Here is a 13,345-nt window from a genome sequence, read left to right on the forward strand (position 1 = left end):
CCCATGTTTTGCAGCAATGAACAACAGGGATACGTGTTCTGCGAGCCGATGTCAATCGACTCAACACAACGTGGCGATAATCACTCTGTCGGCGTTGAAATACGCGGTGACGTTAGCGCCTTCTTGCAGCGTCGCGGCGTCTTCCGACGGAACCGTGGCGCACAGCGTCTGGCCATCGGGCAGCGCCATTAACACTTCGCACTGTTCGGCGCCGCGCTCAATATGGCTGATGGTCCCCTGTAGTTGGTTATCAGCCGCCTGGGCGATAGCGTCGTCCTGGGTGATCCCCACCCATGGCGCCTTCAGCAGGACCAGCACTTCTTTACCCTCATCCAGCCCTAAACGTTCGCCACTTTGCGCCGTCAACGCGACTTTCAGCCGCGTTTCGCCATCGGCCAGCAGGACATCAACATGCTGCTGAACCTGAGAGTGGTCGCGTGCGGTAATGGTGCCAAACCACTGGTTACGGGCGCTGGTTTGTAGTGAAAAACGGGAGATGGCTGCCAGCAAACTGTTCAGCGGCAGGGCGTCGTCGTCGCTCAGGACATCAAACGCTTTCTGCTGAATTTGTGCCAGCAAATCGTAAAGTTGGATTAGGCGCTGGCCATAGCGGGTTAATACCGCGCCGCCGCCGCCTTTGCCGCCGGTGGCGCGCTCTACCAGCGTTTGCTCACTGAGCTGGTTCATCTCATTGATGGCATCCCAGGCGCTTTTGTAACTGATACCCGCATCCTTCGCGCCCTGACTAATAGAGCCGGAAAGCGCAATGTGCTTAAGCAGCGAAATGCGGCGGGGATCGGCAAACAGCTTTTGCTGAAGTTTCAGGGTAAGAAGGATTTCGGCCTGCATATCAAGCTCCTGGCAAAAGGGATATTGTGACGGAAAACCGCGCGCGCGCAAAGTCGACCGCACAAAAGGGGAGTGCAATTCTGCGTTATGGGGTTAAAATACAGCTAAGGACTATATCTGGAGTTGATCATGTTAGAGTTATTGAAAAGTCTGGTATTCGCCGTAATCATGGTTCCTGTGGTGATGGCCATCATTCTGGGGCTGATTTACGGACTGGGTGAAGTGTTCAACATTTTCTCCGGTATCGGTCAGAAAGATCAGTCCAAACAGAACCATTGATTCCCCAAACGCCCGCTCAGTCGGGCGTTTATATTTCTCGCCTCCTAGCTCGCTTTCTGTACCTATAGTTTCTCAAGATCCTGCTTTTCCTGCCGATAATTTCTTTATATAACCTTTGATGGGTACGAATAACCACTGGGAAAATCCTGAATTAATCGTTATATTGCTTCGTACATAACGAAACGCAAAGGAGTTACAGATGGCACGTACATGGTTACGCTTGTTTGCAGGGGCAACACTCTCTCTTTCTGTTGCCGGGCATGCATTGGCGGATGAAGGCAAAATTACGGTGTTCGCCGCGGCGTCGCTGACAAATGCGATGCAGGACATTGCAGCCCAGTATAAAAAAGAGAAGAACGTGGACGTCGTCTCCTCTTTTGCCTCGTCTTCTACGCTGGCGCGCCAAATTGAAGCCGGTGCACCCGCCGATCTGTTTATTTCTGCCGACCAGAAATGGATGGATTATGCGGTAGACAAAAAGTCTATCGACACCGCATCACGTAAAACGCTGCTCGGTAACAGCCTGGTGGTCGTGGCGCCAAAAGCGAGCGAGCAGAAAGCGTTTACCATCGACAGTAAAACCAATTGGACCAACCTGTTGAACGGTGGGCGTCTGGCGGTCGGTGACCCGGAACATGTTCCGGCGGGCATTTATGCCAAAGAAGCGCTGCAAAAACTGGGCGCATGGGATACTCTGGCGCCGAAACTGGCCCCAGCTGAAGACGTACGCGGCGCACTGGCGCTGGTCGAACGTAACGAAGCGCCGCTGGGGATTGTTTACGGTTCCGATGCCGTCGCCAGCAAAGGCGTCAAAGTGGTAGCCACGTTCCCGGAAGATTCACACAAAAAAGTCGAATACCCTATCGCGATTGTTGATGGGCATTCTAACGCCACGGTCAGCGCGTTCTATGATTACCTGAAAGGACCGCAGGCTGCTGAAATCTTTAAACGTTATGGATTTACGACCAAGTAATGATACTCAGCGATCCTGAATGGCAGGCCGTTATACTGAGCCTGAAAGTTTCTTCCCTGGCCGTGCTGTTCAGCCTGCCGTTTGGGATCTTCTTTGCCTGGCTGCTGGTGCGCTGCACGTTTCCAGGTAAAGCTCTGCTCGACAGCGTGCTGCACTTGCCATTGGTACTGCCACCGGTGGTGGTCGGTTATCTGCTGTTAGTGGCCATGGGGCGACGCGGATTTATCGGCGAGCGGCTGTACGACTGGTTTGGTATTACGTTTGCCTTCAGCTGGCGCGGCGCGGTGCTGGCGGCGGCGGTGATGTCTTTCCCGCTGATGGTGAGGGCCATCCGTCTGGCGCTTGAAGGCGTGGACGTCAAGCTGGAACAGGCCGCCCGTACGCTGGGGGCCGGTCGCTGGCGCGTATTCCTGACCATCACCTTGCCGCTGATGCTACCGGGCATTATTGTCGGCACGGTGCTGGCATTTGCCCGCTCGCTCGGCGAGTTCGGCGCGACGATCACCTTCGTTTCCAATATTCCTGGCGAAACCCGCACTATCCCTTCGGCGATGTACACCCTGATCCAGACTCCTGGCGGTGAAAGCGCGGCGGCGAGACTTTGCCTGATTTCTATTGTGCTGGCGTTAATTTCGCTACTGATTTCTGAGTGGCTGGCGCGCATCAGCCGCGAACGGACGGGGCGATAATCATGCTGGAACTGAATTTCACCCAGACGTTAGGCTCGCACTGTCTGACGCTCAACGAAACGTTACCCGCCACTGGCATTACCGCGATTTTTGGCGTGTCCGGGGCGGGCAAAACCTCGCTGATTAACGCCATTAGCGGACTGACGAAGCCGCAGTCCGGGCGCATTGTGCTCAACGGTCGGGTGTTGAACGATGTAGAAAATGGCATCTGTTTAACCCCTGAAAAACGCCGGGTCGGCTACGTTTTTCAGGATGCGCGCCTGTTCCCGCATTATAAAGTGCGCGGTAACCTGCGCTACGGCATGGCGAAAAGCATGGCCGGGCAGTTTGATAAGCTGGTGACGTTGTTAGGGATTGAACCGCTACTCGAGCGCCTGCCTGGTAGCCTTTCCGGCGGTGAAAAACAGCGCGTGGCCATTGGTCGGGCGCTGCTGACCGCGCCTGAGTTGCTGCTGCTTGACGAGCCGCTGGCGTCACTGGATATTCCGCGTAAGCGTGAACTGCTACCCTACCTGCAACGCCTGGCGCGCGAAATCAACATCCCGATGCTGTATGTCAGCCATTCGCTGGATGAGATTTTGCATCTGGCCGATAAAGTGATGGTGCTGGAGAACGGCCAGGTAAAAGCGTTTGGCTCGCTGGAGGATGTCTGGGGCAGCAGCGTGATGCACCCCTGGCTACCGAAAGAACAGCAAAGCAGCATCCTCAAAGTCAGCGTGCTGGAACATCATCCGCATTATTCAATGACCGCGCTGGCGCTGGGCGATCAGCATCTGTGGGTTAATAAACTGGAGCAGCCGCTGCAAACCGCGCTGCGTATTCGTATTCAGGCCTCGGATGTATCACTGGTATTACAACCGCCGCAGCAGACCAGTATTCGCAACGTGTTGCGCGCCAAGGTCGCGCAGTGCTATGACGACAACGGGCAGGTGGAAGTGCAGCTTGAGGTCGGCGGTAAAACGCTGTGGGCGAGGATCAGCCCGTGGGCCAGGGATGAACTGGGCATCAAACCTGGCCTGTGGCTGTACGCGCAAATTAAGAGCGTGTCGATAACCGCCTGATTACAGCAGGTGAGAATAAATAAATTTGGCGATGCTGTCGGTGGTGTTGTCACCAATCACGATATTGGCGCGGGCCTTGACCGCGTCATCTGCATTACCCATCGCCACGCCGGTGCCTGCGGCTTCCAGCATACTGATATCGTTAAAGTTGTCGCCAAAGGCGATGACATTCTCCATTGACCCCCCCTGTGCTTCAATCCACTGGGTCAGGCGTTTTCCTTTGCTGTTGCCTTTGCGGGCCACGTCGACCTGATCGTGCCATGACCATTCGCACTCCAGCCCCAGCTGTTGCTCAACGTGCTTGCCAAACTGCTGCAGCTTAGGAATATCTTCGTCGGTAAGGGCAAATTTCCAGACGGCGTTAACGTCCTGTGCGGCCTGCGCCAGTGAGGGGACCTGGGTAAAGGTGGGACGCTGCTCCGGCGGCAGGGTTTGCGCCCAGTTTGCGGTACGTACCACATGCCCGGTCGGGCGCTCATACAGCATGGCATCGTCTACATACATCAGACCGTGGATCTGATGTGCCTCCAGCAGATCGATCAGTTGCAGTGCCTGATCAACGGGAAGGGGATCGGATTGCAGAACCTTTTTTGCCTGATAATCATACAAGTAAGTGCCATTACAGCAAATTGCAGGTGTATCCAGCGCCAGTGCCTGATAAAAAGGATGAATAGCAACGTGATGGCGACCTGTGACAATGATAAGTTGGTAGCCGGCTTCTCTGGCGCGCGAGAGCGCTTCGAGAGAAGAGGGCAGTAAGGTTTTTTTCGGGGTCAGCAACGTACCGTCTAAATCCAGGGCAATCACGCGAGTGGTCATCAGTTATTCCAGATTAAGGTTGAGAATTGTGTCTTTGGGCATGGTACACCGAGTCGGCAACCGGACAAAATTCTGAGTCTTAATTAAGCATTCACCGTTAAAAGCGTCTACCTTAGGCGTGTGTCAGGCAATTGCAGCCACTTGCCAAAAAGTAAAAGGAGCATTCATGAAGCAAACCGTTTATACCGCCAGCCCTGAAAGTCAGCAGATCCACGTCTGGAGCCTGAACCACGACGGTTCACTGACGCTGACGCAGGTGGTTGATGTACCGGGTCAGGTGCAGCCGATGGTCGTCAGCCCGGATAAGCGCTATCTGTATGTTGGCGTGCGTCCTGAGTTTCGCGTGCTGGCCTACCGTATTGCGCCGGATGACGGTGCGCTGACCTTTGCCGCAGAATCTGCGCTGCCGGGCAGCCCGACGCATATTTCGACCGATCATCAAGGTCGTTTTGTGTTTGTCGGATCGTACAACGCAGGCAGCGTGAGCGTGACGCGTCTGGAGGATGGCCTACCGGTTGAGCTGGTGGACGTAGTAGAAGGTATGGACGGGTGCCACTCGGCCAATATCTCTCCGGATAACCGCACGCTGTGGGTTCCCGCACTGAAGCAGGATCGTATCTGTCTATTTGGCCTCAGTGATGATGGCAAGCTGATCGCACAGGATCCGGCGGAGGTGACGACCGTAGAGGGCGCGGGACCGCGTCATATGGCGTTCCATCCGAATCATCAGTACGCCTATTGCGTCAATGAGCTGAACAGTTCGGTTGATGTCTGGGAACTGAACGATCCGCACGGCAAAATTGAGTGCGTACAAACGCTGGATATGATGCCAGCTGATTTCTCCGACACCCGCTGGGCGGCAGATATTCATATCACGCCTGATGGTCGTCATCTGTATGCCTGTGACCGTACCGCCAGCCTGATTACGGTGTTTAGCGTGTCAGAAGATGGCAGTGTGCTGACCAAAGAGGGCTTCCAGCCTACCGAAACCCAGCCGCGTGGTTTTAATATCGACAGCCGCGGAAAATACCTGATTGCCGCCGGGCAGAAATCGCACCACATTGCGGTGTATGACATTGCGGGTGAGCAGGGACTGCTGACCGAGAAAGGTCGCTATGCGGTTGGACAAGGCCCGATGTGGGTCGTGATCAACGCATACTAAGACTTTATGCCAAATGGCCTACGATAAGCACACGCTTCGTAGGCCTGATAAGGCATTAGCCGCCATCAGGCACTCTGTTTCCCCTGGAGATCGGAAATTGGTCGCCACAAGTTGTCCTTCTCTTCGGCCCACAGATTTAACAGCAGAGAAAAAAAGCGTTCAGCGGGAGGAGAGAGCACCGCATCTTTACGCCGAATAACGCCTAACGTGCGCCTAATCACCGGCTCAACCAGCGGGATGCCGATCAGCGTTGGATGCGACGTGTGCGGCATGGCCAACCCTGGCAACGCGGAAACCCCCAGCCCAGCCTCCACCAGGCCAAGCGAGGTGGATAAATGGCGAACCTCGTAAAACCAATCCAGCTTCCACGGTTTATCTGCCAGGTGTTGCTCAATCAGCAATCGGTTACCGCTCGACGAACGCACGCCTATTAATTTGCAATTCACCAGTTCTTGCCATTCGACCAGCTGTTTATGGGCGAGCGGATGATCGCGCCGACATGCCAGAACAAAGGGTTCGTTAACCAGCGGGGTGAATTCAATGGAAGAATTTGTGATGTTGTTCATGTTTATGCCAAAATCAGCCTCGTTGCAAAGTACGGATTCCATACAATTATTCGTACCTTGTTCAATAATTCGCACCTTAATATTGGGATATAGCTCATTAAATTTGCCGATCGCCAACGGTAAAAAATAGAAAACGGCGGTAGGGATACAGGATAACGTTACCATCCCGTGATAGTGTGTATTCATTTTGCTGATATTAAAGATTGTTTCATCTAGGGTTCTAATTAATTCACGGGCTTCTGGTAATAACAACTGGCCTGCTTTTGTTAATGTGACTTTGCGGGTTGTTCTCTCAAATAGTTGAGTGTGTAAATACTCTTCCATTTTCTTTATTCTACGTGTTAATGCAGGTTGCGTAATATTAAGTAACTTAGCCGCATTGTTAAAAGAATTGGACTCTGCCAGCGTGACAAATGCTTTCATGCTCGATAATTCATGTTTCATTCCGGCTCCAGACAAGGTTAAGGGACGTTCTGTCCTGATAGAGCGACCAGTTTACCTGCCAATGTTAATCTTGAATTAATAAAAAAAAGTCACTAATCACGACAACAAAGTCATTAGCCAGCGTATTTCACGCATGTAATCCTGTCTTTAATATGAATAATATAGTTGAGGGCATTGGCGTGAAAAAAATACCTTGCGTTATGATGCGTGGAGGAACCTCCAGAGGCGCATTTTTATTAGCAGAACATCTACCACAAGAGAAAACGCAGCGTGATGATGTATTGATTAAAATTATGGGTTCCGGGAATGCGCTGGAAATCGACGGTATTGGTGGGGGTAATCCGCTAACCAGTAAAGTGGCGATTATCAGCCGTTCAACCGACCCACAGGCAGATATTGATTATTTATTTGCTCAGGTTTTGGTGCATGAACAACGTGTCGATACCACGCCAAATTGCGGCAATATGCTTTCCGCCGTCGGGGGATTCGCCATCGAAAATGGGCTGATTGCCGCCACAGCGCCGACGACGCGCGTACGGATTCGCAATATAAACACCAATACGTTTATTGAAGCCGATGTGCAGACGCCGCAAGGTGTTGTTGAGTATGAAGGCCCGGTCAAAATAGACGGCGTACCGGGTACGTCAGCGCCTGTAGCACTCACGTTCCTGAATGCCGCGGGGTCTAAAACAGGACGTATTTTCCCAACGGGGAACCATCGTGATTGTTTTGATGCCGTTCCGGTGACCTGTATGGATATGGCGACACCGGTGGTGATTATTCCCGCTGAATATCTGGGCAAAACCGGTTATGAATCACCGGAGGAACTGGATGCTGACTCAGAATTATTAGCACGCATGGAATCTATTCGCTGTCAGGCAGGGCTGGCTATGGGGTTAGGGGATGTTTCCAATATGGTCATTCCTAAACCTATCCTTATTTCAGCGCCGCAGCAGAGTGGTGCAATTACTGTGCGCTATTTTATGCCTCACGCTTGCCATAAAGCGCTGGCGATCACTGGCGCTATTGCCATTGCCAGCAGTTGCGTGATTGCTGGGACGGTAACTCAGCAGGTAGCACCGGGGGTAGGGTATGGAAATATCAGCATTGAACACCCCGGTGGCTCACTGGATATTTATTTGAGTAATGAAAGTGATGATGCTACGGCTATTCGTGCCTCGGTGATTCGCACCGCCCGGAAAATATTTTCTGGTGAGGTTTACCTTCCCGCATAACGTTAATTAAAACGGTTATGCATCGCGGATACTGGATTTATTTCGCGAGATTGCCTGTACGTATAAATCAGGAATACCACATGAATGTGAAATCATTATGGAAGCTAATCGTTATATTGGCGATCCCCTGTATTATTGGCATTATTCCTGCGCCAGCAGGATTAACGGAACTGGCCTGGGTTCTTTTCGGTATTTATCTTGCCGCTATTGTCGGGTTGGTGATCAAACCTTTTCCTGAGCCGGTAGTGTTGTTGATTGCCGTCGCGGCATCAATGGTCGTGGTCGGTAATTTAGGTCACGGCGTACTAAAAACCAGCAGCGTTCTCAGCGGTTATGCGTCAGGCACCACGTGGCTGGTTTTCTCTGCATTTACGCTAAGTGCCGCGTTTGTGACTACCGGTCTGGGCAAGCGCATTGCCTATATTTTGATCGGCAAAATCGGGAATACCACACTGGGGCTAGGCTACGTCACTGTTTTTCTGGACCTGGTTTTGGCGCCAGCAACGCCATCTAACACCGCGCGAGCGGGAGGGATTGTGCTGCCAATCATCAATAGCGTGGCGGTGGCATTGGGGTCTGAACCAGACAGAAGCCCACGCCGTGTTGGCCACTACCTGATGATGACGGTCTATATGGTCACCAAAACCACCAGCTATATGTTTTTTACCGCCATGGCAGGCAACATCCTGGCATTGAAAATGATTAACGATATCTGTCACCTGCAGTTAAGTTGGGGCGGATGGGCGCTGGCGGCGAGTTTACCTGGTATTGTGATGTTGCTCCTGACTCCATTAGTTATCTACTTTATGTATCCGCCTGAAATTACCAAAGTGGATAACAAAACCATCGCCAAAGCCGGGCTCCAGGAACTGGGGCCGATGAAAGGGCGAGAAAAAATGCTGTTGGGCATTTTTGTTCTTGCACTATTAGGGTGGATCTTCAGTAAAAGCCTCGGCGTTGATGAATCAACGGTGGCCATTGTAGTGATGGGCGCGATGCTCCTCTTGGGCGTAGTGACCTGGGATGATGTGGTAAAAAATAAAGGGGGCTGGAATACCTTAATTTGGTACGGCGGAATTATTGGCCTGAGTTCTTTATTATCGAAAGTGAAGTTTTTTGACTGGTTAGCTGAACTGTTCAAAAATAACCTCTCTTTTGACAATCATAGCAATGTAGCCTTCTTCGTTATTTTGTTCCTGAGTATTATTGTCCGCTATTTCTTCGCTTCCGGTAGCGCTTATATTGTGGCGATGATGCCCGTCTTTGCCATGTTAGCGAATGTCTCTGGTGCACCACTGATGTTAACGGCTCTGGCATTACTGTTCTCTAACTCATATGGCGGAATGGTAACCCATTATGGCGGCGCGGCGGGTCCGGTTATTTTCGGTGTGGGCTATAACGACATTAAATCGTGGTGGCTGGTTGGCGGCATGCTGACATTCTTAACTTTTATTGTGCATATCACCCTGGGCGTATGGTGGTGGAGCATGTTGATTGACTGGAATATGTTGTAAATAACATGTCAATATTCAGTCTATTAAGTTTATTGATTAACAATGCCTTTGTGCACGGTATTTGTGCGGGCGTTGTACCATGGAGTATGTGATGATTAATTTATATGAGAAAGGCGTCTTTCTCTCCGAAAACAATGAACTGTTAACCGAGGAACATTGTTCCGGGCATATCGAAAAAGATCACGCGAAAAAAGGGACTATCGCCTGGTCGATTCTGTCGGCACACAATACGTCGGGAGATATGAACAAGCTTAAAATTAAGTTTGACTCATTAGCGTCACACGATATTACCTTTGTCGGCATTATTCAGACAGCGAAAGCTTCAGGTATGGAGCGTTTCCCGTTGCCTTACGTGTTGACCAACTGCCATAACGCATTATGTGCGGTAGGCGGGACCATTAACGGTGACGATCATCTGTTCGGGCTGTCCGCGGCGCAACGCTATGGGGGCATTTTTGTGCCTCCACATATTGCGGTGATCCATCAATATATGCGTGAGATGATGGCCGGCGGCGGAAAAATGATCCTCGGCTCAGACAGCCATACGCGCTATGGCGCACTGGGCACAATGGCAGTCGGTGAAGGTGGCGGCGAGCTGGTCAAGCAACTGTTAAACGATACCTGGGATGTTGATTATCCTGACGTTGTTGCGGTCTATCTGACCGGAAAACCGGCACCTGGCGTGGGGCCGCAGGATGTCGCGCTAGCTATTATCGGCGCGGTGTTTAAAAACGGCTACGTCAAAAATAAAGTGATGGAGTTTGTCGGTCCGGGTATTAAGTCTCTCTCCACAGATTTTCGCAACAGCGTTGATGTGATGACGACAGAAACCACCTGTCTGAGCTCCGTCTGGCAAACGGATGATGAAACCCGCAGTTGGCTGGCGCTACATGGCCGTGAGCAAGACTATCGCCTGCTGAACCCGCAGCCGATGGCGTATTACGATGGCTGTATTTATGTTGATCTGAGCGCCATCAAGCCAATGATCGCGCTGCCTTTCCACCCCAGCAACGTCTATGAAATTGACACCCTCAATGAGAATCTCACCGATATTCTTCGCGGGATCGAAATTGAATCTGCGCGTATCGCGCAAGGGAAAGCCAGCCTCTCACTGCTCGACAAAGTTGAGAATGGGCGTTTAAAAGTACAGCAGGGGATCATTGCCGGGTGCTCGGGCGGCAACTACGAAAACGTGATTGCCGCCGCCAGTGCGCTACGCGGTCAATCCTGCGGTAGCGACACCTTCTCGCTGGCGGTCTACCCCTCATCACAGCCGGTGTTTATGGACTTAGCGAAGAAAGGTGTGGTGGCGGATTTGATGGGCGCGGGCGCCATTATCCGAACTGCGTTCTGTGGCCCTTGCTTCGGCGCGGGTGACACACCAGTCAATAACGGGCTGAGCATTCGCCATACCACACGTAATTTCCCTAACCGCGAAGGCTCGAAGCCGGGCAACGGGCAAATGTCAGCCGTGGCGCTGATGGACGCGCGTTCCATTGCCGCAACGGCGGTAAACGGCGGATTCCTGACCCCGGCAACCGACCTGGACTGTTGGGACGAAATTCCGGCCTATGCATTTGACCCTGCGCCTTATAAAAGTCGTGTGTATCAGGGCTTTGTGAAAGGTGCCACGCAGCAGGCGTTAATCTATGGTCCTAATATTAAAGACTGGCCGGAGCTGGGTGCACTGACTGACAATATTTTGTTGAAGGTCGCCTCGAAAATTCTTGATGAAGTGACGACGACCGACGAGCTGATCCCATCCGGGGAGACGTCGTCCTATCGCTCAAATCCTTTAGGGTTGGCGGAATTTACGCTTTCACGGCGGGATCCCGGTTATGTGGGGAGGAGTAAAGCTACTGCTGAGCTGGAAAAACAGCGACGGGCTGGTGGTGTAAACAGCGCATTGTCACCCATCTTCGACCGTATTCGTCAGATTGCCGGTCAGGAAGATGTTGTGCCACTGGAAACGGGGATTGGCAGCATGATTTATGCCGTCAAACCGGGAGATGGTTCCGCGCGTGAGCAGGCGGCAAGCTGCCAGCGCGTGATTGGTGGGCTGGCGAATATCACCGAGGAATATGCCACCAAGCGTTACCGTTCCAACGTCATCAACTGGGGAATGCTGCCGCTGCAAATGATCGGGAAGCCGTCTTTCGAGGTGGGTGATTATATTTACATTCCCGGTATTCGCCGCGCGCTGGACGCATGCAGTCGCGAGATTACCGCATACGTACTGTATGAGAATGGGTCGGTCAGTGAAATTAACCTGTATATGGAAAGTCTGACGGCGGAAGAGCGTGAAATCATCAAGGCAGGAAGTTTGATTAACGCGAATAAAGCGCGTTTGATGTAAGGCTTACTGTAGGCCGGATGGCGGTTTTCGTCGCCATCCGGCACATTGCCCGGTGGCGCATGCGCTTACCGGGCCTACATAAGAGAATGACGTTTACTGCTTCGGCTCGGCAACCACTTTGCTACCCACACCGCGGTTGTTGTATTCCCACATGCGGTTAAAGTTGGTGTCGTTCAGGTTACGCTGGATTTCACCTTTGTCGTCTTCCGCACCGGTGTTGCCGGTAAACGGATGCTTACCGATTACGCTGTCACCCCATGGCTTCGCCATGTTAAAGCCTTCGTTGATCACGCTGTCGCGGATCACCACCTGACCGTTGGTGTTAGCATCGACATCCAGTGAGCGGCCTAACTGTGCCACGCCATCACCGGCAGCCGTAAAGCGGCTGTTGACGGCAAGGAAACCGTAATAAATGTTCGACAGCGTGGCAGGTGCGAACACGTAGGCTTCCTGCTGGGTGCGAGAATTGACGACGCGGAAATCGGTGTTTTCGAATACCACCGCGCCGCGACCAGAAACAATATCCACATCGCCTTCAATGTAGCTGTTTGTCACCAGCGTACGCGGTTGACGATCGTTTTCCAGACGGTTTTGTACACCGCTGTTGGTTACGAAGAAGGTGTTCTGACGACCCAGAATGTTGACGTTGTTGATCTGTACTTTATCGCCATCGGTACGCAGAGCAACGGCCGGATGGTTACCTGCATCCACGCTGTCGCCGAGGTTGTTTTCGATGGTCAGGTTCTGTAACTGCAGACCGTTGTTTTGTGACCAGACGACTGCAGAACACAGTACGCCAATGTTGGTACCGCGCTTGCTCTGGCAATTATCAAACATATACCACGCAGGTTTACCCGGCATATATTTGCCGCCTGGGTTGACCGTACGACGCCAGTCAGCGGTGCTCATCTCTCCGTCAATTGCCTGGCCAATTTTCACATCAAGCGGTTTTTCGCCCATGCCGTACAGCGTCAGGCTGCCCGTTGCTGCCGGGATATAAACCGTGCCCTGATATTCACCCGGCATGATTGCAATATATTGACGCTTGTTGGTGCGTTTAATGATTGCTGCATCCACCGCCGCCTGAATGGTGGTGTGGGTGACGCCCTGAGTCCCTGCCGGGCCGACAACAAAATCAGGCTGTGCGGGCAGAGAAATCGCAGAAGGGGACCACGGCGCGGTGTTTGGCGTCAGTGCAGAAAAATAATGAGCCGCGACAAAATTGCTGGCTTCATTTGCCGACAGAATCGGGCGCGAGGAGGTGCCTGGCGCGGTCTGGTCGGAAGGAATTTGATCGGGCGAGGTTGCGCTACAGGCGGTCAGCGTCACGCCAAAAGCCATTACCAGCGCCAGACGGGAAACTGATGAAATGTTCACAGGTTGCTCCGGGCTTTGAAA

At 52.4% G+C, this 13,345-nt stretch carries 12 protein-coding genes; 8 read left to right on the forward strand and 4 right to left on the reverse strand.

Annotated elements, in window-relative coordinates; translation table 11 throughout:
* Positions 1-60 precede the first annotated feature (60 nt).
* Positions 61-849: a molybdenum-dependent transcriptional regulator gene (gene modE, locus M2374_RS01155; protein ID WP_096757798.1), complete on the reverse strand. Its 789-nt coding sequence runs from the start codon at positions 847-849 to the stop codon at positions 61-63.
* 129 nt (positions 850-978) lie between these two features.
* Here modE and M2374_RS01160 point away from each other — a divergent pair, with 129 nt between their 5' ends.
* The 4 genes from M2374_RS01160 (at position 979) to modC (ending at position 3,851) form a co-directional block, all read left to right on the forward strand.
* Positions 979-1,128 carry an AcrZ family multidrug efflux pump-associated protein gene (locus M2374_RS01160; protein WP_085047482.1) on the forward strand — a complete coding sequence of 50 codons (150 nt, stop codon included), beginning with the start codon at positions 979-981 and terminating at the stop codon, positions 1,126-1,128.
* A gap of 199 nt (positions 1,129-1,327) precedes the next feature.
* Entirely contained in the window at positions 1,328-2,101 is a 774-nt protein-coding gene (gene modA, locus M2374_RS01165) for a molybdate ABC transporter substrate-binding protein (protein ID WP_181688350.1), read from the forward strand.
* A complete protein-coding gene (gene modB, locus M2374_RS01170; protein WP_115259021.1) occupies positions 2,101-2,790 on the forward strand; it encodes a molybdate ABC transporter permease subunit in 690 nt (229 codons plus the stop codon). Before modA ends, modB begins: the two co-directional genes overlap by 1 nt.
* A gap of 2 nt (positions 2,791-2,792) precedes the next feature.
* A complete protein-coding gene (modC, locus tag M2374_RS01175) occupies positions 2,793-3,851 on the forward strand; it encodes a molybdenum ABC transporter ATP-binding protein ModC (RefSeq protein ID WP_115259020.1) in 1,059 nt (352 codons plus the stop codon).
* Here the strand turns inward: modC and M2374_RS01180 are convergent, their stop codons facing one another.
* On the reverse strand, positions 3,852-4,670 hold the full coding sequence (locus tag M2374_RS01180) for a pyridoxal phosphatase (protein ID WP_115259019.1): 819 nt from the start codon (positions 4,668-4,670) through the stop codon (positions 3,852-3,854).
* A 166-nt stretch (positions 4,671-4,836) separates the two neighbouring features.
* Here M2374_RS01180 and pgl point away from each other — a divergent pair, with 166 nt between their 5' ends.
* Complete coding sequence (pgl, locus tag M2374_RS01185; protein WP_115259018.1) at positions 4,837-5,832, forward strand: 6-phosphogluconolactonase; 996 nt, start codon at positions 4,837-4,839, stop codon at positions 5,830-5,832.
* Positions 5,833-5,897: 65 nt separating this feature from the next.
* On the opposite strand, the gene M2374_RS01190 is transcribed toward pgl, so the two are convergent.
* Complete coding sequence (locus M2374_RS01190; RefSeq protein WP_115259017.1) at positions 5,898-6,842, reverse strand: LysR family transcriptional regulator; 945 nt, start codon at positions 6,840-6,842, stop codon at positions 5,898-5,900.
* Positions 6,843-7,021: 179 nt separating this feature from the next.
* Here M2374_RS01190 and M2374_RS01195 point away from each other — a divergent pair, with 179 nt between their 5' ends.
* The 3 genes from M2374_RS01195 (at position 7,022) to M2374_RS01205 (ending at position 11,947) form a co-directional block, all read left to right on the forward strand.
* Entirely contained in the window at positions 7,022-8,077 is a 1,056-nt protein-coding gene (locus M2374_RS01195; RefSeq protein WP_181490426.1) for a 4-oxalomesaconate tautomerase, read from the forward strand.
* Between the two features lie 80 nt (positions 8,078-8,157).
* Positions 8,158-9,591, forward strand: coding sequence for an anion permease (locus tag M2374_RS01200; RefSeq protein ID WP_117341659.1), 1,434 nt, complete (start codon positions 8,158-8,160; stop codon positions 9,589-9,591).
* Positions 9,592-9,682: 91 nt separating this feature from the next.
* Positions 9,683-11,947 carry a hydratase gene (locus M2374_RS01205; protein WP_181490424.1) on the forward strand — a complete coding sequence of 755 codons (2,265 nt, stop codon included), beginning with the start codon at positions 9,683-9,685 and terminating at the stop codon, positions 11,945-11,947.
* A gap of 93 nt (positions 11,948-12,040) precedes the next feature.
* Here M2374_RS01205 and M2374_RS01210 read toward each other — a convergent pair whose 3' ends face one another.
* Positions 12,041-13,324 carry a putative acyl-CoA thioester hydrolase gene (locus M2374_RS01210; RefSeq protein WP_115259975.1) on the reverse strand — a complete coding sequence of 428 codons (1,284 nt, stop codon included), beginning with the start codon at positions 13,322-13,324 and terminating at the stop codon, positions 12,041-12,043.
* Positions 13,325-13,345: the final 21 nt, after the last annotated feature.

This window comes from Citrobacter sp. JUb117, assembly GCF_024809055.1.
In the GTDB taxonomy this organism is placed as follows: Bacteria; Pseudomonadota; Gammaproteobacteria; order Enterobacterales; family Enterobacteriaceae; genus Citrobacter; species Citrobacter gillenii.

Bases quoted from the DNA above. Each gene is read 5' to 3' on its own strand.
- M2374_RS01190 (WP_115259017.1), bottom strand. From the start codon at position 6,842: ATGAAACATGAATTATCGAGCATGAAAGCATTTGTCACGCTGGCAGAG.
- pgl (WP_115259018.1), top strand. From the start codon at position 4,837: ATGAAGCAAACCGTTTATACCGCCAGCCCTGAAAGTCAGCAGATCCAC.
- M2374_RS01160 (WP_085047482.1), top strand. From the start codon at position 979: ATGTTAGAGTTATTGAAAAGTCTGGTATTCGCCGTAATCATGGTTCCT.
- M2374_RS01180 (WP_115259019.1), bottom strand. From the start codon at position 4,670: ATGACCACTCGCGTGATTGCCCTGGATTTAGACGGTACGTTGCTGACC.
- M2374_RS01205 (WP_181490424.1), top strand. From the start codon at position 9,683: ATGATTAATTTATATGAGAAAGGCGTCTTTCTCTCCGAAAACAATGAA.
- M2374_RS01200 (WP_117341659.1), top strand. From the start codon at position 8,158: ATGAATGTGAAATCATTATGGAAGCTAATCGTTATATTGGCGATCCCC.
- modE (WP_096757798.1), bottom strand. From the start codon at position 849: ATGCAGGCCGAAATCCTTCTTACCCTGAAACTTCAGCAAAAGCTGTTT.
- modA (WP_181688350.1), top strand. From the start codon at position 1,328: ATGGCACGTACATGGTTACGCTTGTTTGCAGGGGCAACACTCTCTCTT.
- modC (WP_115259020.1), top strand. From the start codon at position 2,793: ATGCTGGAACTGAATTTCACCCAGACGTTAGGCTCGCACTGTCTGACG.
- modB (WP_115259021.1), top strand. From the start codon at position 2,101: ATGATACTCAGCGATCCTGAATGGCAGGCCGTTATACTGAGCCTGAAA.